This window comes from Curtobacterium sp. L6-1, from assembly GCF_018885305.1.
Classification (GTDB): Bacteria; Actinomycetota; Actinomycetes; order Actinomycetales; family Microbacteriaceae; genus Curtobacterium; species Curtobacterium aetherium.
In genome coordinates this window covers 1,563,232-1,588,651 of the sequence record NZ_CP076544.1, presented here as the reverse complement: position 1 = coordinate 1,588,651, position 25,420 = coordinate 1,563,232, and the positions used below count along the sequence as shown (strand labels likewise).

At 67.7% G+C, this 25,420-nt stretch carries 16 protein-coding genes; 3 read left to right on the top strand and 13 right to left on the bottom strand.

The window, feature by feature from the left end; all coding sequences use genetic code 11:
* Positions 1-8 precede the first annotated feature (8 nt).
* The 6 genes from KM842_RS07245 to KM842_RS07220 all read right to left on the bottom strand — a co-directional run bounded on the left by KM842_RS07245 (position 9) and on the right by KM842_RS07220 (position 18,293).
* Positions 9-1,229: a PDDEXK-like family protein gene (locus KM842_RS07245; protein WP_253206299.1), complete on the bottom strand. Its 1,221-nt coding sequence runs from the start codon at positions 1,227-1,229 to the stop codon at positions 9-11.
* A gap of 10 nt (positions 1,230-1,239) precedes the next feature.
* Positions 1,240-3,474: a 3'-5' exonuclease gene (locus KM842_RS07240; protein ID WP_216261778.1), complete on the bottom strand. Its 2,235-nt coding sequence runs from the start codon at positions 3,472-3,474 to the stop codon at positions 1,240-1,242.
* 1 nt (position 3,475) lies between these two features.
* Positions 3,476-9,874: a DEAD/DEAH box helicase gene (locus KM842_RS07235; RefSeq protein WP_216261777.1), complete on the bottom strand. Its 6,399-nt coding sequence runs from the start codon at positions 9,872-9,874 to the stop codon at positions 3,476-3,478.
* Positions 9,871-14,538, bottom strand: a complete 4,668-nt coding sequence (locus KM842_RS07230) for an Eco57I restriction-modification methylase domain-containing protein (RefSeq protein ID WP_216261776.1) — start codon at positions 14,536-14,538, stop codon at positions 9,871-9,873. The genes KM842_RS07235 and KM842_RS07230 overlap by 4 nt, the downstream gene beginning before the upstream one ends.
* Before the next feature lie 3 nt (positions 14,539-14,541).
* Positions 14,542-17,496 (bottom strand): SNF2-related protein, encoded by a 2,955-nt coding sequence (locus tag KM842_RS07225; protein ID WP_437124546.1) that lies wholly within the window; start codon positions 17,494-17,496, stop codon positions 14,542-14,544.
* Positions 17,497-17,648: 152 nt separating this feature from the next.
* Positions 17,649-18,293 (bottom strand): NUDIX hydrolase, encoded by a 645-nt coding sequence (locus KM842_RS07220; protein ID WP_216261774.1) that lies wholly within the window; start codon positions 18,291-18,293, stop codon positions 17,649-17,651.
* Positions 18,294-18,386: 93 nt separating this feature from the next.
* Here KM842_RS07220 and KM842_RS07215 point away from each other — a divergent pair, with 93 nt between their 5' ends.
* On the top strand, positions 18,387-19,337 hold the full coding sequence (locus KM842_RS07215) for an ADP-ribosylglycohydrolase family protein (RefSeq protein WP_216261773.1): 951 nt from the start codon (positions 18,387-18,389) through the stop codon (positions 19,335-19,337).
* A gap of 65 nt (positions 19,338-19,402) precedes the next feature.
* Here the strand turns inward: KM842_RS07215 and KM842_RS07210 are convergent, their stop codons facing one another.
* Both KM842_RS07210 and KM842_RS07205 read right to left on the bottom strand, forming a co-directional pair.
* Positions 19,403-19,882 carry a DUF4395 domain-containing protein gene (locus tag KM842_RS07210; protein WP_216261772.1) on the bottom strand — a complete coding sequence of 160 codons (480 nt, stop codon included), beginning with the start codon at positions 19,880-19,882 and terminating at the stop codon, positions 19,403-19,405.
* Positions 19,879-20,343: a TlpA family protein disulfide reductase gene (locus KM842_RS07205; RefSeq protein WP_216261771.1), complete on the bottom strand. Its 465-nt coding sequence runs from the start codon at positions 20,341-20,343 to the stop codon at positions 19,879-19,881. Before KM842_RS07205 ends, KM842_RS07210 begins: the two co-directional genes overlap by 4 nt.
* A gap of 165 nt (positions 20,344-20,508) precedes the next feature.
* On the opposite strand from KM842_RS07205, the gene KM842_RS07200 reads away from it, so the two are divergent.
* Together KM842_RS07200 and KM842_RS07195 are read left to right on the top strand one after the other, a co-directional pair.
* On the top strand, positions 20,509-20,847 hold the full coding sequence (locus tag KM842_RS07200; RefSeq protein WP_216261770.1) for a hypothetical protein: 339 nt from the start codon (positions 20,509-20,511) through the stop codon (positions 20,845-20,847).
* Between the two features lie 7 nt (positions 20,848-20,854).
* Positions 20,855-21,331, top strand: a complete 477-nt coding sequence (locus KM842_RS07195; RefSeq protein WP_216261769.1) for a hypothetical protein — start codon at positions 20,855-20,857, stop codon at positions 21,329-21,331.
* 15 nt (positions 21,332-21,346) lie between these two features.
* Here the strand turns inward: KM842_RS07195 and KM842_RS07190 are convergent, their stop codons facing one another.
* The 5 genes from KM842_RS07190 to KM842_RS07170 form a co-directional block, all read right to left on the bottom strand.
* Positions 21,347-21,871, bottom strand: coding sequence for a hypothetical protein (locus KM842_RS07190; protein ID WP_216261768.1), 525 nt, complete (start codon positions 21,869-21,871; stop codon positions 21,347-21,349).
* Between the two features lie 229 nt (positions 21,872-22,100).
* The gene (locus KM842_RS07185; RefSeq protein ID WP_216261767.1) at positions 22,101-22,544 is read right to left on the bottom strand and encodes a hypothetical protein; all 444 of its coding nucleotides are present in this window, start codon (positions 22,542-22,544) and stop codon (positions 22,101-22,103) included.
* A gap of 239 nt (positions 22,545-22,783) precedes the next feature.
* Complete coding sequence (locus KM842_RS07180; RefSeq protein ID WP_216261766.1) at positions 22,784-23,341, bottom strand: hypothetical protein; 558 nt, start codon at positions 23,339-23,341, stop codon at positions 22,784-22,786.
* 23 nt (positions 23,342-23,364) lie between these two features.
* Positions 23,365-24,657, bottom strand: coding sequence for a DUF7224 domain-containing protein (locus KM842_RS07175; protein WP_216261765.1), 1,293 nt, complete (start codon positions 24,655-24,657; stop codon positions 23,365-23,367).
* Positions 24,657-25,400 carry an ATP-binding cassette domain-containing protein gene (locus KM842_RS07170; protein WP_216261764.1) on the bottom strand — a complete coding sequence of 248 codons (744 nt, stop codon included), beginning with the start codon at positions 25,398-25,400 and terminating at the stop codon, positions 24,657-24,659. Before KM842_RS07170 ends, KM842_RS07175 begins: the two co-directional genes overlap by 1 nt.
* Positions 25,401-25,420 lie beyond the last annotated feature (20 nt).

The window sequence follows — 25,420 nt, the reverse complement described above, 5'->3', positions numbered from 1 at the left end:
GGAAGACGTCAGTACGATGGACCGGCGGGAAGGGCGATGCTCGCTGTCTCGCCTTCCTCTGTGTTCTCCTGGAGCAACGCCACGACCGTAAGGCCGAGTCGATCATCATCGGGATCGATGCCCGCGATGACTTCCCCAAGCGAGACGTCGGTTTGAACGATCCGGTCGATCCCAGCTCCCGCTTGCCTCGCGACGAACACCCTCGAGTAGTCGGGATCGCTCACGGGCTCCGGTGCTCGCTCGTTCTCCGTCGCGGCAGTCGGGCCGAACGCCAGGAAGATGTTCGGCTCACCGTCCCCTGTCACGAGAGTCGTACTCCACTCCCACCGTCCTTGGAAGTTTGCTGAGACGGACTGGACCACGCCACCGGTTGCCTCGTTGACCAGGACGCGAAGCGTTGGCTCCGCGTACCGACGCAACGACTGTTTGATCAGGCCCAGCGTCTTGCGGCTGTCCTCGAACTGTCGTTGCGCGTGCTGAGCGACCTGCCCGGCGAACTCGGCTGCCACTGCTTCCCGGTTGCGCCGCCCGTAGCGAGCGGACTCGCCGGTCTCACACATCGTCTTGATGAACTCCAACTGATCCTGCACCGTCATCGCCTGCGGTCCTTCCACGAATTGGTCGACGAGCTCGTTGATGAAGACGTTCTGCCGGGGGTTTTCCTCGCGCCAACCGCGATCTGTGTCGAGGTGGGTGCGGAGATCGTCGAGCACCTCGGAGTAGGCGACCACGACGGCGTTCTCCCAACCCATGGACAACTTTTGACGTTCCCGGCGCACGCAGAGCATCACGACGACGCTCTGTCTTTCGTTCGCGCTGCCGTACGTGCGGTAGCTCTCGTAGTCGTGCCCATGGCCGTCCGACGTCTCGAAGTTCTCGATCATGACTGCCGTGTCGTCACGCAACAGGACGATGTCGGCGATGTCCTTGCCAGGCTCGGCAGTGATCGTCGTGTCCACCTCCTGCAGCACGCGGAAACCTGAGAGCGGCAGCTGGTCGCCGGAGGGGCGCGCCTTGTTGACGCGGAGGAGCAGGATGCGTTGGAACAGGTCTCCGAGGTGGTGCGTCGCATCCACGCGCAAGAGCCATGCGAACACGTTCGACAACTGCTTCTCGTGGGTACCGTGGTGCATCACCCGGAACACGTTGAACTGCTCGGCAAGGCTCCTCGACATCGTCGGCACGAGCCCCGTCACCAAGCGCGTCAGCGCAACTTCGTCCAGAGCCACAGCGAACTCGTCACCGCGCCAGGAGCGAAGAAGGTGCCCCTTGCCAGCTGACGATCAGCTCGTCACGCGCACGGCTGGCCGCGACGTACAGCAGTGATCGCTCGCGGAGCTCGGCGTCGGCCCGCTCCTCAGGAGCAGCATGCTGCAGGGCTAGCTTGTTCGGGACGACGCCTTCCGACACGTCGAACAGGACGACTCGGGAGAACTCGAGGCCCTTGGCGCCGTGCATCGTCATCACCCGCACCTTGTCGCGTGCTGACTTCTCGGTAGCGGGGACGTCGCGCGTGGCGAGCTGCTGGACCACGGTCTCGGTCGCACCCTTCGTCCGGACGAGTACCGCGATCGAGTCCACATCGCCGGACGCAGCTCTCCAGTCCTCGAGCTGTTGCGCCAGGGCGTCGTACTGCGCAGACGGTGTCTGATGTCCTCGGACCCGTACCTCGGGTCCGAGTCGCGCGGACCGGTAGCCCTGCTCGTCCTGGGGGCTTCCCTCGCTGTCCGTGAACTCGCCGCCTTCGAGCACGCCGAGCGCGTACCGCAGGTTCTGCTGCGTCGTCCGGTAGTTGAGGGTCAGACGTCGCGATCTGCCCACGATCTTTATGCCGAGACGCGAGAGCACGACCCGCTGCCCGTAGATGCGCTGGTGGGAGTCCTCGGCGACGAACAGGTCGTTGCTGTGCTCCCTGACGAGCGCGCGGAGCATGGTCCAGTGGCTCGGCGTGAGGTCCTGGGCTTCATCGACGAGGACGTGGTCAGCGGGGCGCTCCGCGGGGTGAGCGTCGAGGTACGCGGCAGCCACGGACGAGAGCTCTGCCCACGAGAGTCGGCGATGAGCTCGTGCGTTGCGCCGGAACTGCTCGACGACGGACCACACCTGTGCTCGTTTCGCCCGATCCAGCGCTACTCCGCGTCCGGGCCGTCGGGCCGCGAAGTAGTCCGCCCTCGACGTCACACCGTTCGGCAGGACGACCTGGAGGTACTCACTCTCCATGAAGGCGGGTGAACGCAGCTCGCTCGGCAGGTCGGGCTTGGCATCGAACACCGCCTCGTCCCACCCGGTCGCGTTCGACACCAGGGAAGCGGAACGCTCGGCGTCCCAACCGATGGCGTCGATCGAAGCCCGCTCCCACCCGCTCGACTCCGCGGCGTCCCGGACAGCGTGCGCGAGCTGGTCGATCCCCGCGGTGAGGACACCGGGCTCTCCGAGCTGCGCTGCACGCGGGAGCTGCGGGTCGAGACGTCGGAGGTCTCGGTCGAGCATGCTCGCAAGGGTCCTGGTGAAGGTCGTGAGGACGGTCCGTGCGTCCGAATCCACCGTGAGTTCTCGAGCTCGGTGCAACAGGACCACGGTCTTGCCGGTACCGGCGCCTCCGGTCAGGCGGAAGGGACCCTTGTAGGTGCGCGTCGCGTACGCGCGCTGCTCGGGGTGCAGGAACACGCGCCATGCTCCGAAGTCACCGCCCTCGATGACGCGGCGGAGTTCCTCATCATCGTCGACGAACGTGAACTGCATCTGCGACGCGGGTCGCTTGAGCGATTCGAGCAGCTCCGAAGCCTCGGTCTCCTCCGGAGAGCCGCTGGGCGCCACCTCTGCTGGGCGCTCCTTCGTCGGCGGAACAGCTGTGTCCGACTCCGTGCCACCAAGTCCGAGGGAGGTCTTGATCCCCTCGATCGAGTCTCCGACCGCGAGGCCGAGAGCGGCGTTCTGCTGCCACTGGTTTGGCAACGACTCCGCGAAGGCCAGGAGTTCGTCCTCGGCGGCGAACGCGAGGAGTCGTTCGGCTGTCTCGAGGTCGAAGCCAAGCGAGCTCGTCAGATCTTCAGCCTCATACCCGAACTGGTCGAGGAACGGCTTCTGTGACGTCGGCGGCTCATGAACCCACTGGGCGGCCTGGGTAGCGGGTGCCGCCGGCGTAGGCGCTGCGATCAGTTCCGTCACCCCGTTGACCGGGTTGACCCGGAGCACCTGCGACTTCGCGATCTTGATCGCTTCGTCGTGCTCGTACACGCCTGCGCAGACGTAGGTCGTCGGCCCGGACGGCACCTCGATCTTGTAGAGCACCGCCCGCAGCCCCTGGTCGACGCGCCCCGTACGGGCGCGCGCATCGGCAGCGTTGACCATCGGCTCGATGTGCAAGCCGGGCAGGGCGTCATCGGCCTGCAGTTTGGCCATGAAGGCGAACAGCTTCAGCTGCACGACCTTCTCGAGCTTCTGCTGCATGTTCGCCATGACGAGCAACGGCATGTCAGGAGTCCTTCCGGTGATGCGGGATTCGCAGGAGGGCAGGATCGTCCGAGGGGGACACGATGGTCCAGCCCTCGCCGAGGAGGTCGTCACGGTCCGCACTGCTCAGCAGTACGTCGAGCGCGATGCGTTCCCCTGGCCATGCGACCGGGACGGGGATGCCGCTGGCCGTTTCGTGACCGAGGGCGGGCACGGCGACGCCCACTTCCGCGAGCTGCTGGAGGACCATTGCCTCGTCCGGTTCGGCCATCGCGATCAGCTTCTGCCACTCCGTGGGCAGATCCACGCGGGAGTCTTCGCGAACCGCCAGCGTCGGCGCCTCCGCGACGCTGGCGGTGGCACTGGCGGTCGTGATCGTGACCGGCTTCGCCAAGCGTGCCCCGAGCAGGTTCGACAGCCGCAGCCACCGTTGCCAGGCCTCCCGGAACCCGGGTGCGGTCAGTGCCTCCGGCCCGTCGTCGAGCACGAGCGCTGTCTCGGGCGGCGTCGCTCCCTTGACGCCGACCGGACGACGCGCGAGCATCGCGAGGTGCTCGGACCGGAGCGCCCAGGACGTCGGGCCGGCCATGATCGGTCCGGTGCTGTCGAGCGCGAGCGTGATCGCCTGCTCGACGATCGACCCGCTCTCGGCGACCATCTTGCCCCTGGGGATCGCGAGCATCGGGAGCGCATCGGCAAGACGTTCGGTTCGCGCAGCAGCGTCCTCAGGGCTCTGGATCCAGCCCATGAGTGTCGTGACCGGGTTCTCGTCGAGCATCTGCACGTCCGCTGGGGTCAGCTGGAAGGGCCCGGCGAACCTCAAGGACATCGACGGGTCGTAGACGTGCAGATCGGGTTCCGCTTCGTCGTCCCGCAGTCGGCGCAGGTCGTCCCATGTCAGCGCGATGACGCGGTAACCGAGATCGCGCAGGCCCTGGCGCTTCGTCGCGTCGTCTGCCAGTCGCAGATGCGCTGGCGACGCGTGGTAGGCGAACCCGTCCGTGTAGATCGCGACCGGCGGAACTGGAGCGCCCGATGCCTCGAGTACGAAGTCCGGCCGCGTACCGCCGACGAGTTGCTGCGGCCGCAACGACCACGTCCGGTGCTGTCCTGGCAGCGTGACCTGGATCGTCGACCCCCACTCGCCCGGGATCTCCTTGAGGCGCGCGCCGAGCGCCGTCACGCGCTCCTTGAACACCTTCCGGAACCACTGCTCCAAGTGGGACTCCGGATCCTGGACGCCCGGGTCGACCTCGGTCGTGGACCAGTCCGACGCGCTCCCGTCCCGGTACTGCAGCAGGACCTGCAGGTTGTGGAGCGCGCTCGTGCGCGACACACTGCCCACGTCGCCGCCTGGGGCGAAGGGCAGCAGGCACTTGTCGCATGCCGCTCGGACCGGATCCGTGGCGCAGTCGCACCGCCCCAAGACGGCGAGGGCCTGTTCGAACACCTCGCGGATGCGCGACGGGTCAGCGAGGTCGGCGAGGTAGCCGGTCCCACCGGGCACGGTGTCGTGGATGAGCAGTGCGAGGTTGTTCACGTCCTCGCCAGGAACGGGCTCGACGATGGTCGCGAGCTGGAGGTGGTCGGGGTCACCGCCGATGACCTCTCGCAGACCGAGTTGGATCGCGGCCGACAGGCTCGGCATGGACAGTGCGTCGCCGACGGTCATCGACGGCGGGACCCGCAGCACGATGGCCTGCGTCGTGAGCGTCCGCGTCAGGCCGATTGTGTCGGTGTGCTCGGCCCGGTCCTTCCGGTACCGACACCACACGCGGTGTTCCCACGCGTGGTTCGTGTCGCCTTCACGATCGAGCTTCCCGCAGCCCTTGCAGACGCGGAAGAGCGGTGCCGCGTGTTCCGACCCGGCAACGAACCGCGTCGCCCCAAGTCCGGCGCGACCGAGGTTCACCCAGCGCAGCGTCATCGAGCGCGCGAACTTGCACCCGAAGCCGACCTCGTCGACGTACCACTGCGCAGACACGTCAGCGTCGTCCAGGTCTGCGGCGAGCTGCACGGTGAAACGCGTGCGATCGCGTTCCTCGTTCGCGTCACTGATGCTCGACTCGTCGCGTCGAACCTCGGCCGAGACGTGCTCGATCTCGACGACGCGCAGGCGCTGGTCGACGTCCGCGATGGCGGTGCTCAAACACCGCGGGCACGTCGTGACCGCGCCCTCGTCGAGGTCCCGTGCGAAGCCGCACTCGGGGCAGAACGCCATCGTCCGGACGCGTTCGCCGTCCGTTCCGAGGTCGACGGCATCGATCGTCACGTCGAGGCCCTGCGCGTAGAAGTGCGCGCCCGGTGCGAACTCATTGATCGCGCGGCTGCGCCCTCGCTCGTAGCTCCGCTGTTCCTCTGCGAACTCGCCGGACTCGGGGTCGACCCAGGTGAGACCGACGTCGAGTTGCACGCGGTCGTCGAGCAGCGTGTAATTCGGGAGCACGCCGTACCGCTCGAGGGCTGCGACCCAGAACTCGGTCCGTCGTTCCCCGGCCTGCTTCTTCGCCAGACGCAGCGCGGCTCGCGCCGCGTTGTGAGCGGACACGTCCTCGCTCTCCTTCGTCAGCTCGGCCAGACGCTTGAGCTCAGGTAGCGACTCCTCGATCGCCTTCGTCCGGATCCGGATCCGCTCGAGTTCCTGGTTCCAGTGCAGGCTCGCATCCAACAGCGTCCGCGCGAGCTGGCTCGATCGGACGGCTGTGCCCACGGGGCGAGCCCAGTCCGACAGCCCGGCCACGACGTCCTCGCTCAGCGAGTCGAACGCGCCGGTGAACCGCTCGAGGTGCTTCTCGGCGCGCCGTTCCGCTTGAGCGATGACCAGGTCGAGGAACGAACCGGGGTCCGAGCTCTCGAGGACCGAGGGTGCGTACTGGACCTCAGGGAGCGTTCCGTCCGCAGCGAGCTGGTCGACGACGAACGCGGTGTACTGACGCTGCAGGATCTCGATCGCGTTCAGGTACGTCGCGGGCGGCCGGACGGCGCCGTTGATGACAGAGGAAGGGTCACCGATCTTCGGCAGCTGATCCCCACGGCCGAGGACGAACGCGAGGACGAGGGCGTTCCCCGTCAATCGTCCGGCTCGCCCCACGCGCTGCAGGTAAGACGACACCGTCCGAGGGAGGCCTGCCAGGAAGACGGTCGACAGGTCTCCGATGTCGATGCCCATCTCGAGCGTCGGCGTCGCGACGAGCACGTTCGGCGCGTCGGGCTGCACGTCGCTGTTCTTGAACTGGGTCTCGTAGTCGAGCCGGAGCTTGTCCGCGAGCAGGCTGGTGTGCTCGCGAGCGACGACACGACGCATCTGGCCGTTGTCGTACTGGTCGCGGTAGAAGTTCTCCTGCGCCGCGTCCTTGCGCAGGAGCGTCCCCGGACACCGTGCCATCGTGCACGGACCACCGGCGAGTTGGTCTGCGGTGGTGCTAGCGGACGGTGTCTCGGTCTCGCACGTGTTGCAGACCAGCGTCTGGCCGATGCCGGCGCCGGCCACCGGGGCGATGATGATGCTGCTCGGAGCCAGACCGTAGGCGCGAGTCTCTCCGCCCGCGATCGGCCTCGACGTGACGATCCCCTCGCGGTCGAGCGTCTCGAAGAGCCGGCGCGCGAGCTTCTCGCCCGCGGACGGCGCGACTCCCAGGCACCGAGCCGTCCACCGCGCGTACCAGCTCTGCGATGACGTGACGGTGTCGAGCGCTGACTCGCGTGCACCCGTCGTCTTCTTGCCCACTCGTGCGAACGCCGGCGCTTCTCGGCCCTGCGGGAAGGCGGGCATGCCTTCCTGTCTGGGACGGCCGCCCCACACCCAGTGGCGATTGCCGTCGTTCTCGACGTACTTGTCCAGCCATGGGTGGTCGATCGCGCCGCGTTCGCGTAGGCGTTCGACGGTGCCGCGCACCCAGCGAACGACGGACGCTGCCTCGAGCAGGCCGTCGCGGCTGTCGTCGAGCGACCAGTCGACTTCGAGACCCTGCACGGCCGCGCGACCCACTGCCTCCAGGCGGGTTGCCGGTCCTGCCTCGACGTGGGCAGCCAGACTGCCGGTCTCTTCAAGCGTGCGGCCGACCCGCGATTCGAGCCCGAACTCGAGCGCGAGGTCGAAGGCGAGCCTCCGCTGCACCCGCTTCTTCACGACCGCCGACACCGCCTTGTCCGTCTCCCAGAACCCGCGGAAACCGTCACGTTCCGCGAGGTCGGGCGGGAGGAGCCGGTAGCGCTCGCTCGGGGTCTGCGCTGCGGCCATCATCGCCGCGGGGATGTCGTCGAGTGTCGTTTCTTCGATGACAGCCTGTCGGACGGCGTTCCGCAGGTTGAAGACACGCGCCCTGCTCTGGATAAAGCCAGCGCGATGTGCGGCGTCCTGCACGCTGTCGGTGAAGACCAGCGCCTTCTTCTCACCGACGTGGAGGTGCCGGTCGCCGAACAGGGTCGTCACCACCGTCGACAGCTGCGTGGCGATCGCCGAGCCGAGGAAGCGGATGCCGTTCGTTTTGCCGCAGTTGGGGCAGACGTCGTCGCGGGACTCGTCGTCCGCGTCGTTGCCCGTCAACGTCAGGACCGGCACCGCGACGCCCTCGTCGTCAGCGCTCGGGCGTTCGCTCGTGAGCTGACGGTCGGCCACGCGGAACCACCATGGGCCAGTGGTCAATCCGTCGTCTTCGTTTTCGCCGGCGAGGGCGAGTTCGCCCTCGCGGGGGGCGTGGATGAGCGCTCGGAACCTGCTCTTCGACTGCTTGTTGGCGTGGTCCCGGCGGATGTTCGCGTCGGTCTGCGCCAGGTCCCACCCGGTCGGAGCCAGCTCGACGCCCCAACCGCTCCGACCGCAGTGCCGGCAGTACAGCGCGGGGAAGGCAGGGGCGATCTCGGCAGCGGCAGGCCCGACACCGGCATCGGTCTGGAGCTCGCCGTCGTCGGCCCAGCGGAACTCGGGCAGCGCTTGAGCCGCTCGATCGACGCGCGTCAGCGAGCGAACCCAGAGGTGCAGGTCGACCGACACGGACCGGCGTCCAACCTCCTTGCGGAGCTGACTGAGCGCGGCGAGCACCATCACGATCGTGGTGCGGCGAGCGTCGTCTCGGTCCGCGGGCCGCTCGCCTGCGACGAGTTCGTTGGGGAACAGCGTCTGCGCGAGCTCCGCGAGTGACGTCGCCTGTTCAGTCGTGGTCACGAGCGCTCGGACGAACGGGTGCGCCAGCATGAGTGCGAACTCGAGTTCGAGCCGGTCAGCGCCGTCGGTTGCCGAAGCGAGCGCCGCCTGGTAGCGCCTCCGACCCGCTTCGTCCTCCACCGCGACGTAGAACAGCTCGAGCACCGCGGCCGTGATCTCCTCCGGGCTGCGGCGCTGTCCGCGGAGCTGCTGGTGGAGCTGAGCTGCACGTGCATCTAGCAGTGGAACCGGTGCCAGGCGCAGCCTGTCGACCGCATCAACGGACTCACGAGCCCACTCGTCCACGGAGAGTCGCGTCTCGGTGACGACGCTCGATGCGTCGAACCCCCCACCGAAAACCGTGTTCGCGAACGCGATCATCGCGCTCGGGTCGCTTCCGTCACCGAGCGTTGCCGACGTCGCGACCGGCGTCAGGACCCCGAGCGGCCGCTGCCGCGCCGCTGTGCCGAAGTCTTCGTCCGCCCAGCGCCCCTTGAGCGCGAGTCCGAGGCGCCGCAGCAGCATGGCGACGTCGGTTCCCTGTGCGCCGTCGTACGTGTGGAACTCGTCCAGGACCAGGTACTGGAGGCTCGTGGCGCTCTGGTCCCACAGGGTCGCGTCCGACGGACGCAGAAGGAGCTGGTCCAACATCTTGTAGTTGGTGAGCAGGATGTCCGGGGCCTGCTCCCGCATGGCGGGGCGCGAGGTGATCAGCCCGTCCTTGGTCACTGCCGAGCGCTGCGGGCCCTCCTCACCGACGTAGAGCGCTGCCCGGATCCCGCCGAGCGCCGAGTCGGTCGTGATCAGGTCGGTGATGCGTCGAGCCTGATCGTTGGCCAGCGCGTTCATCGGGTACAGGATGAGCGCCTTGATCCCCTCGACGCCTTGTCGCTTCGCACGGAGGACGTGGTCAATGATCGGGTACAGGAACGCCTCGGTCTTCCCCGAACCGGTCCCCGTCGTGACGAGCGTCGGCTGCGGGCCGTCGTGCTTGGCCGTCTGCAAGCTGGAGAGCCGCGCGATCGCCTCCGCCTGGTGCCCGTACGGAGCGATCGGGGGAGTCCACTCGAGCGCCGTCTCCCAGCCCGGATCGGCTGCGCGGAACGGCAGGCGAAGGCGGACGTACGGCCCACGGAAGATCCCGTCGTCCGGGTCCTGCAGGAACTGCTGCAGCGTCGTCTGTGCCTCGGGCTCGGACAGCGCGAACGTCGTCGTCAAGAAGTCGACGAGTCCCTTCGTGATCTCGCCGGCCTGCACGGAGGGGAGCAGCTCGCTCATGCTTCGTCCTGCAAGAGCTTCTCGAAGTGGGCGTACGCCTGGCGCATGTCAGCCTCGCGATCAAGCGTTCGGAACGGCAGCTCGTAGATGTACGTATTACCCGACGTGTTCGTCGCCGTCCGTTCTTCCTCGCTGATCGCCTCCTGCTTCTGCCGCCACACCTTGAGCACCTCGTTCGGCACCAGTCGGCCATTCGCATCGTAGAAGTACACGTTGCGGTCGTAGCCAAACAGCACCGCGAATTGCGTGCGGTATATAGTGCACAGCTCATCGGCTGTGATCCCCACGTCAATGCTCATGAGCACGTCAATTTCGATCTGCATTTGGCGACGGTCTTGGGCGGTTCTCGCGGCGGACGACCTCTGCCACCGCCAGGGTTCCGAAGGTAGCTGTTCGAGCAGTGGATCTGCCGAACAAGCTGCGGCAGCAGCTGTCGCGTTCCATAACTCTGCGAAGCTCGCCGAGAGGCAGTTGAGGCGAAGGGCCCGTATGGCAATCATATTCCGAATGCTCTCGCTTTCGGGATAAGGGAGGCGTTCGATAGAGCTTCTCGGTATCGACGATTTTGGAGCGCTACGGATCAGGAAATCCGATAGCAGGGAGGTTAAGATGCCAGCTGCAAGCGGAACATCTCGCTCTTGCATCGAGTTTTTTGCGCCAAGAGCATAGATGCTTTGAGTCAAATATTCCGTTCCGGGTGGAATGATTGCCGCAATAAGGGTGCGTTCATTTCGGTTCGCGGCCATCGAGCGCCAAGCGACCCGGTATTGCTCCGAGCTCGCCCTGTCGATGCCGGCGTAGTTCCACGTCACAAAAGGTTTGCTCGCCCTGTTCCTCAGTCGCTTATAGGCCGTTGCTGGTATGAAATCGACCGGCATCTGTTCAAGATCGATTCGCGACCAGTCTCGATTGCTCTTCAGAGTCGGGTTGGGTTCCTTGTTGAACGCAGTTGCGGCGAAAAGGTGCGGACCCTGAATAATTACGTCAGCCCATTTTGTTGGGTGCGACCATTCCGCAGAGATCGATCCAGCCTTTCGTTCCGCTGTCTCATCGAACCCTAGGGCGTAGTTGAGCCCCCTAGCTCGAAGGGAAGAGCGATTGGCAATCTTGAGGAACGCCGTTTCGATACTCGCGCTCGTGGAGTACAGCAGCTTTGTTTCTGCCGGCACGCTTTGATTGCCGAGCACAGACGCCCAATTGGCGAGCGTTGCCCTAGATACTTCGATGATCCGCGACGCATGCGGACTCAGGTTCCATCGTCCGGCGTCATCCTTCGCTCCGGGCTCGGCCCCGAGCCCGTCATGCCGAATTGATGTTTCAACAGTCTTCGGGTGATACAAGCTCGACGCTTGTTTGAAGCGGATCTCACCCTCAGTGGCATAGATGTGAACGCCGAACGAGACATGGTTATCAATTTCGAATAGTCCGAGCTCGTTGAAGAACTGCCAGTGGCGTCGCAAATGGCGATATGTCGCGGCCCTCAAGGGGCCCGCGTTTTCGTCCGTGAAATGGGATTCGGGATGCACAAGGCCGGTCGTGCCATTGGGAGAAGCGTGGCGCCAGGTTGCGCTCATGAAGCACCGGTAAAGATCCGGGCGCAGTCCCTTCAGCTCGGGAAAGTAGAGTTCGTTTGAAAGGAAGGAGCGCTGCGACGCGGCCGCTCCGATTCCATAAATCGTTCCCGAAGCCACGTCAGGATCCGCCAAGAGCTCCTTGCGCCGTACCCCTTGTTCCTTCGCGCTGGTCTTTGCTGTGAGGGCCCACCAAGTGTCGTGCTCCGCGAAGTTCGCGATTTCGTCCCAGTCGGGCCGTACCCACGGCGGATTCCCCACCTGCAGATCGAATCCGCCGCGCTCGAACACGCTCGCGAAGTCGAGCTCCCAGTGGAAGAAGCCCTGCTGCTCTGCGACTCGTTGTGTCGCCGCCAGCCACGGGTGGTCCCGAAGGACGTCGTCGATGTGCCGTGCGCTCGCAAAGTCGAGGTCGTCGCGCTCCTCGTCGTTGAGTGCGTCCCAACCGGAGCGCGAGGAGCCGAGGGCAACTTGCCCGTGCGCGATCTCCTTCGGTTTCGCGACCGTGTGCTCTCCGAGCAGTTCGCGGAATGTCGCAATCCACTCGTCGAGCGTCGGTGGCGTCGCCCCGTTGATGAGCGTATTCGTGAGCGGCCAGAACCACATCGCGCACCACGCGTCCATCACGCGGCGAAGTCGTTGGTACGCACCGTCCGGATCGTTGAGGGTCCGCTCGATCTCCTCGCGAGAGACGACCGGCTTCCGTTCGAAGCCCGACTGATCGCGTCCCCACAGCGGAATGTCGCGCCGGATCTCCTGCTCGGCGATCGTCAGTCGACGCCGCGCGAGGTCCCACAGCGTCTCGACACGGTAGGCGAGCGCGATGAGCTGGTCGATCTGCTTCGCCGTCGGCTTCGCCAGGATGCCGCGTCGCCACGTCTTCAATACAGCCAGCGCTTCCGGCGCGAGTTCCTTCGCCTCCTTCGCGTCGACCGCGCTACCCCAGCCCTCAGCGGGCAGGAGGAAGTGGTGCACAGCACCAGCAGTCGACGCGCGGAGCTGGCCCTCGCCGAGTTCGATCTCGTTGCGGAGCGGGACGTCGCGCGGCCCCTGCTTGAGCCACGCCTTGCTGGAGATCGACGACCGGTCGTAGACGGCGCGGCGGGCACCGATCAGCGAGTTCCCGCGGCGGAGGTGCAGACCGAACCACGGAGCCTCGAGCCCCTCCGACATGGTGTCGAGCCACAGCGTGATCTCGGCGAACTCGACGGCGGTCGCATTGAGGTCGACGCCGTACACCTGGTGGAGCGCGATCGCAGCCTTGATCTTCTGCAGCTGGCGCGGTCGGTCGTCCGGGTCGACGCGCTCGCCGAGCTCCTCCTCTCGGCGCTTCAAGTACTGCTCAGCGAGCTGGCGGACGGCCTCGATCGCGAACGCGCCGGAGCCGAGTGCGGGTTCGCAGACCGTCAGCGACAGGATGTCCTCCGCGCTCGTCCGCTGACCGTCCTGATCGAGCAACTCCTCGAGCGCCTGCGAGACGGTGAACTGCGTCAGCACCTCCGGCGTGTAGTACGACGCCGACTGCTGGCGCTCGCGACCGGCGAGCCGGTACACGAACGAGCCAGCGGGATGCCGCACGCGCCTCGGCTGGCCGGTGTTCGGGTCCTCGCGGGTCACGAAGTGGTGCGACTCGATGCCGTTCTCGCGTCCGACAGGGACGACCCAGGAGCCCTTCGACGGGTCGCCGTTCGGCGCGACCTCGAACAGGTCTTCCTCGGCGAAGAAGCCCGTGTACGACATCAGGCCCTCGTAGACCGCTCCGAGCTGGTTGATCCCAAGATCGGCGTAGCTGATGTAGCCCCGGTCCCTGCCCTTCGTCTCCTTGCTCAGGAGCAGTCGACGCAACACCTGTTGCAGGTTTCGATCGCTGAGACCGACCTCGCCGATCAGGGCGATCGCCTCCGGCTTGAACAGGTCCGCTCGCAGGCTCTCGAACTGGAGGCCTGCCTCGGCTCCGTCGTCATCCCTCGCCTCGGGTGTGTGGCCGCGGTCCACGAGACGGAACAGTACGTCGAGCGATTGGTACAGGTGTGTCGCTCGCTCGCCCTGCGGGCTCTCGATCACGACGAGCGCGAGTTCCCGAAGACGATCGAGGCTGTAGCCGTTCTCGTACTCCGGCGCGTTCACCGGCAGGACGCCGAGTTGAGGCGAAGCCTCGGCGTAGAGGAGGAACAGGATCCGATAGAGGAAGCGCAGCGACTGCTTGGCCAACGGCTGGGCCTGCTCCTTCGGCAGCGGATCGAGGCCCCGCTCCCGACGGCGCTCCACCACGTCGTTCGCGAGGATCTCGATGGACTCGCGGACACCCTCACGGAGGTCCTCGGAGACACCGACGGTGTGCTTGACCGCGTCCTCGAGCGTTGAGGTCCACCAGACATCGCCGTCGCCGTCGGGGGCGAGTGAGGCGGCTTCGACGCAGGTCAGGACACGGTCGATCTCACCGCCACGCTTGGCGTCGTTGCGCTCGCACACGAGCTGCAGGTCGAGTGCGAGGTACCGGCCCTCGTACCACCGGTCGCGTTCGGCGACGAGCAGCCACCGGCCGGCGAAGACGAGCGCGAACTTCGCGCTGCGCTCGAACACGACCGACAGTGCGCGCAAGACCGATTTCAGCGGCTTGGGGTCGTCGTCGTTCGGCGTCCACGGAGACAGCAGCGTGTCACCGTCCTTCGCGAGCAGATCCTCCAGCTGGGCGACCGGCTTGGCGTCGACGAGAGCCAGCGGCGCTGCGTCCTCGAGCCCGTGGATCGCCACGTGCCGGACCGGACCCGACTCGTCGAGGTGGAAGACGCCCTGGACGTACCCGAGGACTGACCGCAGGTGTGCCGAGAGCGCGTGCAGGGCCTCCCGACCGTCAGCTGCGTCGTCGGCGCCCTCCGGGTTCACGGTGGACAAGAGGTCCATCAGCTCGCCGCGCTTCGCCGTGAAGCGAGCGCGCGTCGACGGGCCGCCTGCCGTGTCCTCGGCGTCCCATGCTGCCCGACGCTCGAGCACCCGGCTCTGGAAGGACTGCGACTTCGAGTCGGTAGTGAGGTAGTGCTCGCTGATCCAGTCTTCGCCGACGACGATCGCTTCCGAGGTGAGGGTTCCCACGGGTCAGTGCTCGCTTCCGGAGTGTTCGGGGGCTGCGGGACTGTCCGCAGGGACGATGACCAAGAGAGGACGCACGAAGTGCTGGTTCGGCGTCATGCGGTCGACGAGCTTCGATTCGTCGTCGACGCGGTCTCGGTGCTCCCGGAGCCCGCGCAACTGGGCCCGCTCCGCCGCGGATCCCTGCCAGTCGTCGATCCGCGCCGCCCACTGGTGGACACGACGGCGGATGTCGTCGGCCGTTGCCGCCATCTGCTGGACCGCGTGGCTGCGAGCAGCATCGACTGCCAGGGGGATGAGGTCCTGAAGCGGTGCGGCGTCGACTGCGCCCGGGTTCGTCTTCATCTCGGACGTGAACCCGACGTGCGCAAGGGCGGCGCGTGCGTCGGCGTGCGGCTGGGTGAAGTGGAACGAGCCCGCGGTGTCGGGGAACTCGACGGTGAGGAACGAGCCCGCGACCACCTGACCGGCGTGGTTCGTCAAGGTGGCGTGGACGACGACGACGGGGTGGTCGACGGCGCCGCGAACGGCGTAGACGCGGTTGCGCCCGAGCCGGGAGAGCGCGCTGTCCGCCGCCCAGTCGAGGACCGGGTGCAGTGGGCCGAGGAAGTGCGCGTGCGGCCAGGTCGAGGGGCTCGACTTGTCGTTGATCGCGTTGACGACCTCGGCCTTGCCCTGGACCGAAGTGGTCGCCAGGAGCAGTCGTTCCGTGACGCGCCGGTCTCGGAGGTACGTCTGTGGGAGGACATCGAGGCGCTGTCGGAGGTCGGCGGTCGGTTCGAGCTGCGCGATCGCGTTCGTTCGCGACCACCCCACACCACCAAGGCCGACGTCGGCGCTCGGGACCACGAAGCGCTCGGCCAGAGCCGTGTCGAGGAACGAGACGAGGTCGGGGAACAAGCCGCTACCGATGTCCGCCTTGGGGTGCTGCCCGGGGGTCCCCGGCTCGTGCGCGGCTGGGAGCGACCCGTCCTGCCTGCTCTCGCCCGCTTGCTCGGCGGCGAGTTCGGCCATCAGACGCGTGATGTCGTCGCCCTCCTCGAGCGTCGCCTCGACGGTCGGGACCGCATCGTCGAAGTTGCGCTTGCGGAGCAGGACGTCGCGGATCGCCGACTCCTCGGCGGCCGCGCTGTACTCGCCCATGAGTGATGCGACGTCGCCGAGCGCCCTGTGCGCCTCGGTCTCGCGTTCGAGCAGGTTCCGGAGCACGCGGACGTCACCGGAGAACTCGTCGTCGTCAACGTCGAGTAGCAGGGTCGTGATGCGGGGGGAGTGCCGCTGGCCGTACCGGTCGATGCGGCCGTTCCGCTGCTCGATGCGGATGAGGCTCCACGGGATGTCGAAATGCACGAGTTCGTGGCACTGGGAATGGAGGTTCACGCCCTCGCTCGCCACGTCGCCGGTGATCAGCACGCGGATGGGGGAGGCCGACTGCTTGAAGCTGTCCACGAGCTCCTGCTGCTCCTGGTCGGTCAGCCCGCCGTGCATCACCCGGATCTGCTTGTCCGACAGCTTGAGGTCCTTGGCGAGCTTCTGCCGGAGCCAGTGCAGGGTTGCGACGCGTTCGGAGAACACCACGAGCCGTTCCTCCGACTTCGCACCGATTCCGATGCTCTTTGCGTGCTGCAGGAGGGCCTCGTACTTACCCGAGGTCGCCTCGAGCGCTGTGACCGTCAGCTGCTCGAGGCGCTCGAGCGCCTCGATCTCTCGCTGGACGTCGCTGTCAGCGTCGCCCTTGCGGAGCCGCTTCAGACGCTCACGCACCGATTCGTCGAGGGCGCTCGGTGACGAGAGGAAGGCCTTCGCGAGCGTCCAGGGGAAGAGCGATGCGTTCTCGCCGGAGTACGGGGACCGCCCATCCCTTGGGTGCAGCCACACCGTGGAGAGCTCGGTGGCGATCGCAGCTTCCGCTGGGGACGGCGGCACCAGGACGTTGTTCGGCTCCTGTCGTTCCGCCCAGTCTGCGCCGACCTCCATCGCGACGGCGGGGCTGTGCCGGTGCCGGCGGATGATCAGCCGCTTCACCTCGTCCTCGATCAGGTCGCCTTCGGGCGTCACCGCGGTCGGGTCGAGCAGACGAACGAGGCGTGCGAACGAGTCCTTCTTGCCGTTATGCGGCGTCGCGGACGCGAGAATGAGCGCATCGGTCTGCGGCGCGAGGCGCGAGGCGAGCTCGCCGTTCAACGTCGTGTTGTTCATGACGTTGTGCGCTTCGTCGATGACGACGGCGTCCCAGCGCTGCTTCTCGAGGTGGCTGCGGTACTGGCTCTGCTTCAGCGTGTCGACCGAGATGATCGCCCGCTTGTACATGCTGAACGGGTTGCGGGTCGCCGGCAGCTTCTGTCGCACGCGCTGGATGCCGAGGGAGTCGAGACGGACGAAGGGGAGCGCGAACTTCGTCCACATCTCCTGCTGCATCTGCTCGAGCACGTGTTTCGGCGTCACGATGAGGATGCGCTCGCCGCGGCCGCGACGCACGAGCTCGGAGAGGATCATCCCGATCTCGATGGTCTTGCCGAGACCGACCGCGTCTGCGATCAGGAGGCGCGGACGGAGGTTGTCGCGGTCGAGGGCCTTGCGCACCGCGGCCCGCTGGTAGTCGAGCGGGTCGGCGAGCATCTGCGTGCTCACCGTCAGGGCGTCCTCGTGCAGCGGCACCGGAGTCTTCCGGAGGGTGGCTTCGAGCCAGAGCTTTGCGCGCCGGTAGCCGGAGGAGTCGTCGGCTTCGACCGTCGCCTGGGCAGGGTCGAGGGGTTCGATCTCGTCGAGGTCGCTGTAGAACGTCGCCGTGGTGTCGCGCACAAGCTCCGACAGACCCTGGGCGGTCACGAGGAGCCCGGATCCCGTCGATGCGGTCGAGAGCACCAACCACTCAGCGTCTCGGACGAGCACCACGCTGCCGGGCGCGACGTTCGGGCGTTCCGGCTTCTTCGACTGCGAAACGGATTCGGTCAACGACACCTCTTGGAACCTCTCACCCCTGCGTGCGACCTCTGATGATGAGAGCACGTCTACGTACGCTAGCGGGACTTCACGACCGGAAGGTGCCATCCGTGCTCGGATGAGCCACCGTCATTTCGGCATCGCTCATGAGCGCTTCCTCCTCTGAACGGTCACCCCCGCCTATACAACCCCGCCGGCTTCCCCGGCCCCTCCGCCCGCTTCCCCTCGGCCACCACGAGCCGCCCCACCATCGCCCTCCGGAACGTGTCCGGCTGCAACTCCACCCCGAGCACCACTTCGTGCAACCGCCGCAGCTCGGTCATCGTGAACGGCTCCGCCAGCAGCCCGTGCGGGTCCGGCCGCTCCCGATGGTCCTCCCGCAGCTGCGCCACCGCGTACTCCAGGATGTCGTCGTGCGCGTGCACCATCGCCCCCGATGCCGCGACGGCCACCAGGCGCGCCCGCCCGGGGTCGATCGTCAGGGCAGCGGCGGGCACGACGTCGAGGTGCGCCACCGACAGTACCCACCCCCGTGAGTCCCGCGAAGGGTCGTCGAACACGTGGAGCTGCCGTGGCGCGAGTCCCTCGACGCCCGCCTTCTCGCGCAGCGACCGCAGTACCGAGTCGGCGAGGCGTTCGCCCTCGTGGACGAACGTCCCCGGCAGCCGCCAGTCATCGTCGACGGCGTCACAGATTTGCAGCACCGACAACTCGCCGTCGACGACGGTCATGACCGCCGTGTCGACCGCCACAGAGGGGTGCGGGTAGTCCGCCAGGCGCTTGCCGCTCGGGTCGCGGTACTCGGTGTCAGCCACGAGCAGGAGTTTACGCGCCCTTGCGCAAATCACGAGACCGGTGCAGGATCGAGTTAGCGCGGAACTGCGCTAACTCGATCCGGAGGTCTCGCCATGACCGAGCACACCGCGATCCTCGACCGCGCTGTCGGCGCCGTCCTCGGCTCCGCCGCCGGGGACGCACTCGGCGCCGGCTACGAGTTCGGCCCGCCCGTCCCGGAACCGACGCCGATCCTGATGCAGGGCGGCGGCTCGTTCGGGTGGCGACCAGGGGAGTGGACGGACGACACGAGCATGGCCGTGCCGATCCTCCAGGCCGTCGCCCGAGGTGACGACCCAGCGGCGGAAGCCACCCTCGACGGCTTCGTCGCCGCCTGGGTGGAGTGGGCGCTGACCGCGCCCGACGTCGGGATCCAGACGCGACAGGTCTTGGCGGCCGGTCTGGAGGAACGGACCGCCGCTGCCAGTCGAGTCGCAGCCCGGCAGGTGCACGAGTCGACCGGCCGGTCGGCCGGCAACGGGTCGCTGATGCGGACGGTGCCGCTGGTCCTCGCGTACCTGCGCGACGAGGACGGCGAGGAGGAGCGACTCGCCTTGGCGGCTCGCGCCGTCAGCGACCTGACGCACCACGAAGCGGACGCTGGGGACGCGTGCGTGCTGTGGTGCGTCGCGATCCGGCACGCGGTGCTGCACGGCGAGCTCGACGTCCTGCGGGGGCTGGACCTGCTCGCACCCGGTACGCGGCGGACGTGGGCAGAGCGGCTGGTCGCGGCCGAGCACGCGGAACCGGTCGGCTTCACCGCGACGAACGGGTGGGTCGTGTCGGCGTTGCAGGCGGCGTACGCGGCGGTGCGGCTGTCGACCTCGCTCGAGGACGCACTCGTCCGCGCAGTGCGGTCGGGCAACGACACCGACACGGTCGCGGCCATCGCCGGGGGACTGGCCGGGGCGCTGTACGGGGCGGCGGCGCTGCCGGAGGAGTGGCGTGCGGTGCTGCACGGATGGCCGGGGCTGCGGGCGGACGACCTCGTGGCGATGTCGGGGCAGGCGGTCCGCGGCCGCTGAACGTGGGGCACCGGAGTCGGCGTCGGAAGCTGCCGTGGGGGGAGCTTCCGGCGCCGACCTCGGTGCTACGCGATGCTGCTGCGGCCGCGGAAGACCCCGACCCGCACCAGCCAGACGTACATCAGGCACCCGATGCAGACGTCGAACGCCGCGTTGAGGAACGCGGCGACCAGGGCGACGGCAGCGCCGACCGGTGCGGCGTAGGGGACGCCGAAGAGCGCGAGGACAAGTGCGACGCCGGTGACGACGAGGCCGACCCGCTGGGCGAAGGTCGGGGGCTCGGGGGCCTCGAGTTCGGCGGGCGCGCCGAGCCGCGGGCGCACCAGGCGGCGGAACACCGCGCCGTACGGGTGGCGAGCGATGCCGGCGAAGCCTCCCCAGGCGAAGAGCGCGGCGAGGACGGCGAGCAGCACGATGCCGATCGTCCGAGTGCTCCCGTTGAGGGTGAGGACGATGTCGAGCGCGAGCAGGACCGCTGTGATCGCGGCGCCGAAGCGCGGCGAACGGGGATCGATCCCTCGGGACGGTGCGGGAGAGGTGGTCACGAGTGCTCCTCGGTCAGGACGGCGTCGAGCGCGGCGACGAGTTCGGGCTGGCGGGGTGGTCCGCCGAAGCGGGCTCGGACGGTGTGTTCGCCGTCCACGAGGAGCACGGTCGGGGTCTGCATCACGTCAAAGCGGCGGGCGAGGTCCGGCCGTTCGGCAAGGTCGATCTCGATTCGTCGGACGCGGTCCGGACCCTCTGCCTTCGTCGACCTCGACGCGGCGACCGCGTCGAGCTGCCGCGCCGTGGCGGGGCAGCGCGCACACGTGGGCGTCGAGAACTGGAGGAGCGTGGCGGCGGTGCCGAAAGCCTCCCGGCTGGCAAGATCGGCCACCGTCGTCGCGTCGCTGGCCCGGGAAGTGGCCACGCGTGCTCGCCCGGTCCGGCTGCGCAGCAGCAGGCCGATGACCGTCGCGATGGCGAGGACGCCGGCGACGATCGCGAGGGAGCCGGCGACGGTCATGTCTGGACCCTACGTCGCGCTCGCGCTGGGAGCGAGGGTGTTGAGTCCCGTGACGACGGTGGTGTCGATCGATGCCGTTCACCTCGCTGGCGTCATGAACTGTTGGAAACGAATACGTTACGTGATGTTGATACATCAGTAGTCGGTTTGCGGCAGGTTCAAGGCATGAAGAGCAACATGAAGAAACGCGACCTTCCTTTCCGTCTCGCACTCACCCTTGCCGTCGGTTCGATGACCGTGGGCGTGCCTGTGGCCGGGTCAGCAGGCGAAGCTCAAGCGGCCCCAGCCCCGTCGCAGGTCAGCGCCGCGGCGAGCGACGAAATCACGATCGACCGGTGGTCCTACGTCTGGCAGCGCTGGGACGGGACCAACTACTCCTCGCAGGCGACGTGCCTCGCTCGCGGGCGCACCATCATGAAGCACTACCGTGACGTCAAGGCGATCTCGTGCCGGAAGCCCTGCGGTCGCTGGTGGCTGTACACGTACCGAGAGCAGTGGGTGTGATCGTGTGGTGCTGATGCGCGCCGAAGCGTTCTTCGTACGCCGGGGCGGCGTCATCGTGGCGGAGCCGACTGGTGGTGTGGACCGGTGGCAACCGTCCGCCGATCCGCAACGCTGGTGGGCAGAGATCGATACCGACATGGCCGCCGTGGCTGCCGACCATCGCCGCTTGGTCGAGATCGAAGTGCCGGACACCTTCCCTGATCACGGGAGGATCGGGCGGGTGATCCGCGATGCTGGTTGGGCAGCGCCTCTTGCCGCCGTCGAGCGCAGGCGATCCTCCGACATCGACGGGCTGTTCGACTCCCTGGATCGAGTGCCGGAGTCCTGGCTCCCGTACGAAGTGCGAGTCAGCGAAGTACCGGGGTCAGGGCTGGACGCCTTCGTCGGGACGCTGCTTCCGGTTCCGTCGAATGAGATTCGTGACGTCCTGGGGACGGGCTGGTGCGATCTGATCCGGGTCGAGCCCTGGCTCATTCCGATCTGATTGACACGAGCGCGGTCAGTCCGAGTCGGGAACGCCGAGCGCCTCGCACTTCGCCCACTGCTCGGGGCGATGCTGCGCGAGCCACGCTGTGAACTCGGCATACCCGCGATGGGTCGTGTAGATCCGGAACTGCTTCTTCTGCTGCTCGTTCCAACCGGTGAGGTTGATGTAGACCGTGCCGTTGCGGCTCGACTGGCGGCCGAAGCGGAGCTTGTCCAGGTCGTTCACATCACGGCGACGCTTGCGGCCCAGCCCGGGCCGGACGTCGTACCGCTCGTCGTAGACCGTGATGCGGCTGCGGTTGAGGATCAGGCCGAGGGGCAGGGCCACGATGCTGGCGCCGATGAGCATCGCGAACACCGCGCCGTCAGAGTCCGGCGCGATGCTCGACTGCAGGATCGCGCCGAGGACACCAACCCCGAATGCTCCGAGTCCGAGCCACAGGATCAGCGTCGAACTGATCCATGACCGCCGCACGATGAATTGCGGCTTTGCAGCGGCCTTCGTGGCGGTTCCACCCCAGGTGTTGATGTTGCTCATCGTTCCCCCTCCGACGAACACCGTACCGGGCGGAGGTCGGCAGTGCTCCGCTCCGCGACGACGGCCACCCGTCGAGTGCGTGTTCGACGCGTTGTGCGGTCATGACCGGGTCGTCGTGCTCCCGGGCGCCCATGACCCGGCGGCCCTCAGCGGTCAGGATCGCTCCGTCGCGGGCGTCACGCTGCCGTTGGCGAAGAACTCCCGCCGCCAAAGTGCCGCGATCGCTTGGTCAACCTGACACCGACGCGACCTCGACGTACCGCCGGGCTCGCCGGGAGCTCCGCAGGAGCATCGGCGTCACCACCACCGCCGCTACGACGAGCAGTGAGCAGAGAACGCGGCCGATCCAGACGGACAACCCGTCGTCGCGGATCAGCAGCGGCAACTGCGGCCCGATGATCCCGAGGTAGAGCAGCAGGAACTGGCCGAGCGCCAGCGGCTGGTAGACCGCCATCAACCGCGCTTGGTCGAACGCGCGCCAGCCGAGCTCGGAGCCCGCCGGTTCGACCGGGACGCCCGTCTTGATGGCTCGCCCGATCATCTGCCGCTCAGGACGAGGGAGGCCCTGCATCGGCGCCTGCATCTTCATCGCGATGCGGAAGCTCGTCGCCATGACGGAGAAGGCTCCGGCGATGCCGCCCAGCGAGAACGCGAAACCTGTCGTCGTGAGCACCGTGGTCGATGGTGACTCTCCGTGGCTCACCAGCCATCCGAAGACCCCGCCCACGATCAGACCGACGGCGACGATGACGGCTGTCCGACGCCATGTCCGGCGCGCGACTCCCTGGTACTCGTCCATTGCTCCAACACTAGGAGGAGACGAGCCGATCGGCGCCGCGCTCGAACGTCAGTCCCCGTGGTCCCCGCGGTGCTCCTGCCCTCGTGACGGCACTCTCGCCGGGCACCGGCCGCTCACCGACGCCCGGCGACCCTCCGCACGCTGACGACCACCGCCGCGATGACGACCACCAGCGTGAACACCGAGTACTCCGGCTCCCTGCTCGTCGTCACCACGCCCGCCCACGCAGCGGGGTGCCCCGGAGTTTCCCGACCGAACAGCGCCGCGAGGAACAGGTACACCACGCCCGGGACGGACTGGTGCCGTGCGCCGAGCCACTCCCGAGCGACGAGTGCGAGGCCGAGGAACGTGCCGGTGTTGCGGACCGTCGCCAGCGCTGCAGAGCCCTCGGCACCAGCCGCCAGTGCGATGCCCGACACCGCGACGACGACTACCAGGACGAGCGCGATGGCGCCGAGTTCGAGCAGGTCCGTCCGCCGGACTGCCGCTGGCGCAGACGCTCGATCGAGACACGTCAACGTGATGATCGCGAGGACCAACGGCAGGACCGCGGCCACGGGAATCGACGCGAACGGCGTTGTGCCGCCCAGTGCCGGGAACAGCAGCGAGAGCGACCCCGACCCGATGGACAGCAGGGTGAGCACGACGACGGAGACGACCACGAACGTCATCCGGTGGACGCGCAGCCACCACCTCATGCTGACGGCACCGGGATCGATCGGGCCGAACAGTCGGTCAACCGGTCCGAGGTCTGCGTGATCCAGCGCACCTGCTCCTCCATCGGAGCGCGTTCGAGGGCGGCGAGCGTGCTCGGGTTCTGCATCTCGACGGCGGGTTCGACATCGCGCGGGTCGACGATCCCGACGGAGGCGACGTCGATCAGCCACCGGTCGACGACCGCGGCGTCCTCGAGCCGCTGGTCGTAGTCCCGCTCGGATCCGCAGTAGCTGGCGATGGTGTCGGGCAGCAGCGCGGTCGTGATGCTGTGCACGAGATCGGCCTCGGACATGTGGACCTGCACGACCATGTTCAACGTCGAGGACGTCGACGGCTCGTTGCTCGTCCGGATCGTCGCGGGGAGTGACAGCCCGGCCGCTTCGAGGTTGCGCGCTGCGGAACGGATCACCCGCTCGGGATCGGAACGCAGCACCTGCTCGGGGAACAGGCAGATCGTGGGCCGTGTCCCGGAGCAGTTGGCTTCGGACTTTGGCCGTTCGACGATCGGACTGGCTCCGAGCCCCGACCCCGCCAGCAACGACAGCACCGTGGTCGTGACCATGAGCGCGCTCCCGATCAGGAGCCCGTCCCGACGAGCGACACTGCCGGTGGCGCGGTCGCTCACGGCGACGACGAGCAGCGCAGCACCACCGACCACGCTGAAGAACAGCGCGATGGCGGGTGCGCGGACGTCGAGCGCGGTCTCGACCGAGCAGCAGTCCGACATGGTGAGCCCGGCCAGGTACCGGAGCGGGAAGGAGTCGACGGCCCAGGTGAAGCCCAACCAGCAGTACGAGACGAGGAGTGCGACCGGCAGGCCGGCGACCGGCGGGAGCCAGCGGCCGCACACGAAGCCGAGGCAGGTGTGGAAGAAGACGATGCCGACGTACGCCAGCAGGACGACGGGGGACGGGCCTCCCGGCGAGCCCCGGGAGTGCGCGCTCGCGATCGCGACGCCGAACAGTTGCAGGAGGACGCCGGCGGCCATCGGCAACCAAAGCAACTGCACGAGGACCGCGGACACCGGCCGCCCACTGGTCCTGACGCCGCTCAGCAGTGATCGGTAACGCCGTCCCTCCCACGCGCCGGCGACCGCCGCGACCGCGCACGAGAAGATGAGGTAGATCGCGCCGGCTGCCGTCGCGGCGGGCCAGTACCCGACGACCGTCGTCTCGGACCCGAACTGCGCGGTGTAGCCGACCACTCCGGCCAGCCCTGGCGGGGTCACCCACACCGCGGCTCGGCTCCGCCAGGGGACGAGCGGACGCATCAGTCCTCCTCGTCCGCGAACTGCGTGTAGGCCGCGATGACCGCAGCCGCCGGCTCCCGGCCGTCGAAGGGGCGCGTGAAGTCAGCGACCGTACCGGCGAACGGCACCCGCCCGTCGACCAGGACCGTCACGTGGTCGATGGTCGCCACGACGTCGTCGGTTTGGTGAGTGGAGATCAGGACCGAGACGTCATCCGGGAGGCCCTGCACGACCTGGGCGAACCGATTGCGTTGGGCAGGATCCAGCCCCGCGGTCGGCTCGTCGAGCAGGAGCCAGGAGGCTCCGGAAACGAGCGCGCTCGCGACGCCGAGGCGTCGCATCTGCCCGCCGGACAGGGTGGCCGCTCGTTGGTCGCTCCGTGCCCCGAGATCAGCGGCCGCGAGGGCTCCTTCGCTGCGCTCCCAGGCGTCGGCCCGGGAGAGGCCCTTCAGCCAGCCGCTGTAGGCGACCTGTTCCCGGACGGTCAGCCTGGGCATCGCGGCGGTGTGCTGTGGCAGCCAACTGACCGCGCGACGGAAGCGTCGACGGTTGCCCTTCGTCGACGCCGAGCCTGCCGGACCGACGGAGATCGTGCCGCTGCGGGGGCGCAGCGCATCGGCGATCAGCGCGAGGAGGGTCGACTTCCCGGCACCGTTCGGCCCGAGCAGGACGGACCTGCCCTTGGGGATCTCGAGCGAGAGGGCGTTCAGGAGCGGGGGTCTGCGCGGGTGCGCGAAGGACAGTTCGTCTAGGGTGATGCTCATGCGTGGCGGTTCCTTGCATT

Bases quoted from the DNA above. Each gene is read 5' to 3' on its own strand.
- KM842_RS07240 (WP_216261778.1), bottom strand. From the start codon at position 3,474: ATGCCGTTGCTCGTCATGGCGAACATGCAGCAGAAGCTCGAGAAGGTC.
- KM842_RS07190 (WP_216261768.1), bottom strand. From the start codon at position 21,871: ATGAGCAACATCAACACCTGGGGTGGAACCGCCACGAAGGCCGCTGCA.
- KM842_RS07175 (WP_216261765.1), bottom strand. From the start codon at position 24,657: ATGCGTCCGCTCGTCCCCTGGCGGAGCCGAGCCGCGGTGTGGGTGACC.
- KM842_RS07215 (WP_216261773.1), top strand. From the start codon at position 18,387: ATGACCGAGCACACCGCGATCCTCGACCGCGCTGTCGGCGCCGTCCTC.
- KM842_RS07200 (WP_216261770.1), top strand. From the start codon at position 20,509: ATGAAGAGCAACATGAAGAAACGCGACCTTCCTTTCCGTCTCGCACTC.
- KM842_RS07235 (WP_216261777.1), bottom strand. From the start codon at position 9,874: ATGAGCGAGCTGCTCCCCTCCGTGCAGGCCGGCGAGATCACGAAGGGA.
- KM842_RS07170 (WP_216261764.1), bottom strand. From the start codon at position 25,400: ATGAGCATCACCCTAGACGAACTGTCCTTCGCGCACCCGCGCAGACCC.
- KM842_RS07180 (WP_216261766.1), bottom strand. From the start codon at position 23,341: ATGACGTTCGTGGTCGTCTCCGTCGTCGTGCTCACCCTGCTGTCCATC.
- KM842_RS07205 (WP_216261771.1), bottom strand. From the start codon at position 20,343: ATGACCGTCGCCGGCTCCCTCGCGATCGTCGCCGGCGTCCTCGCCATC.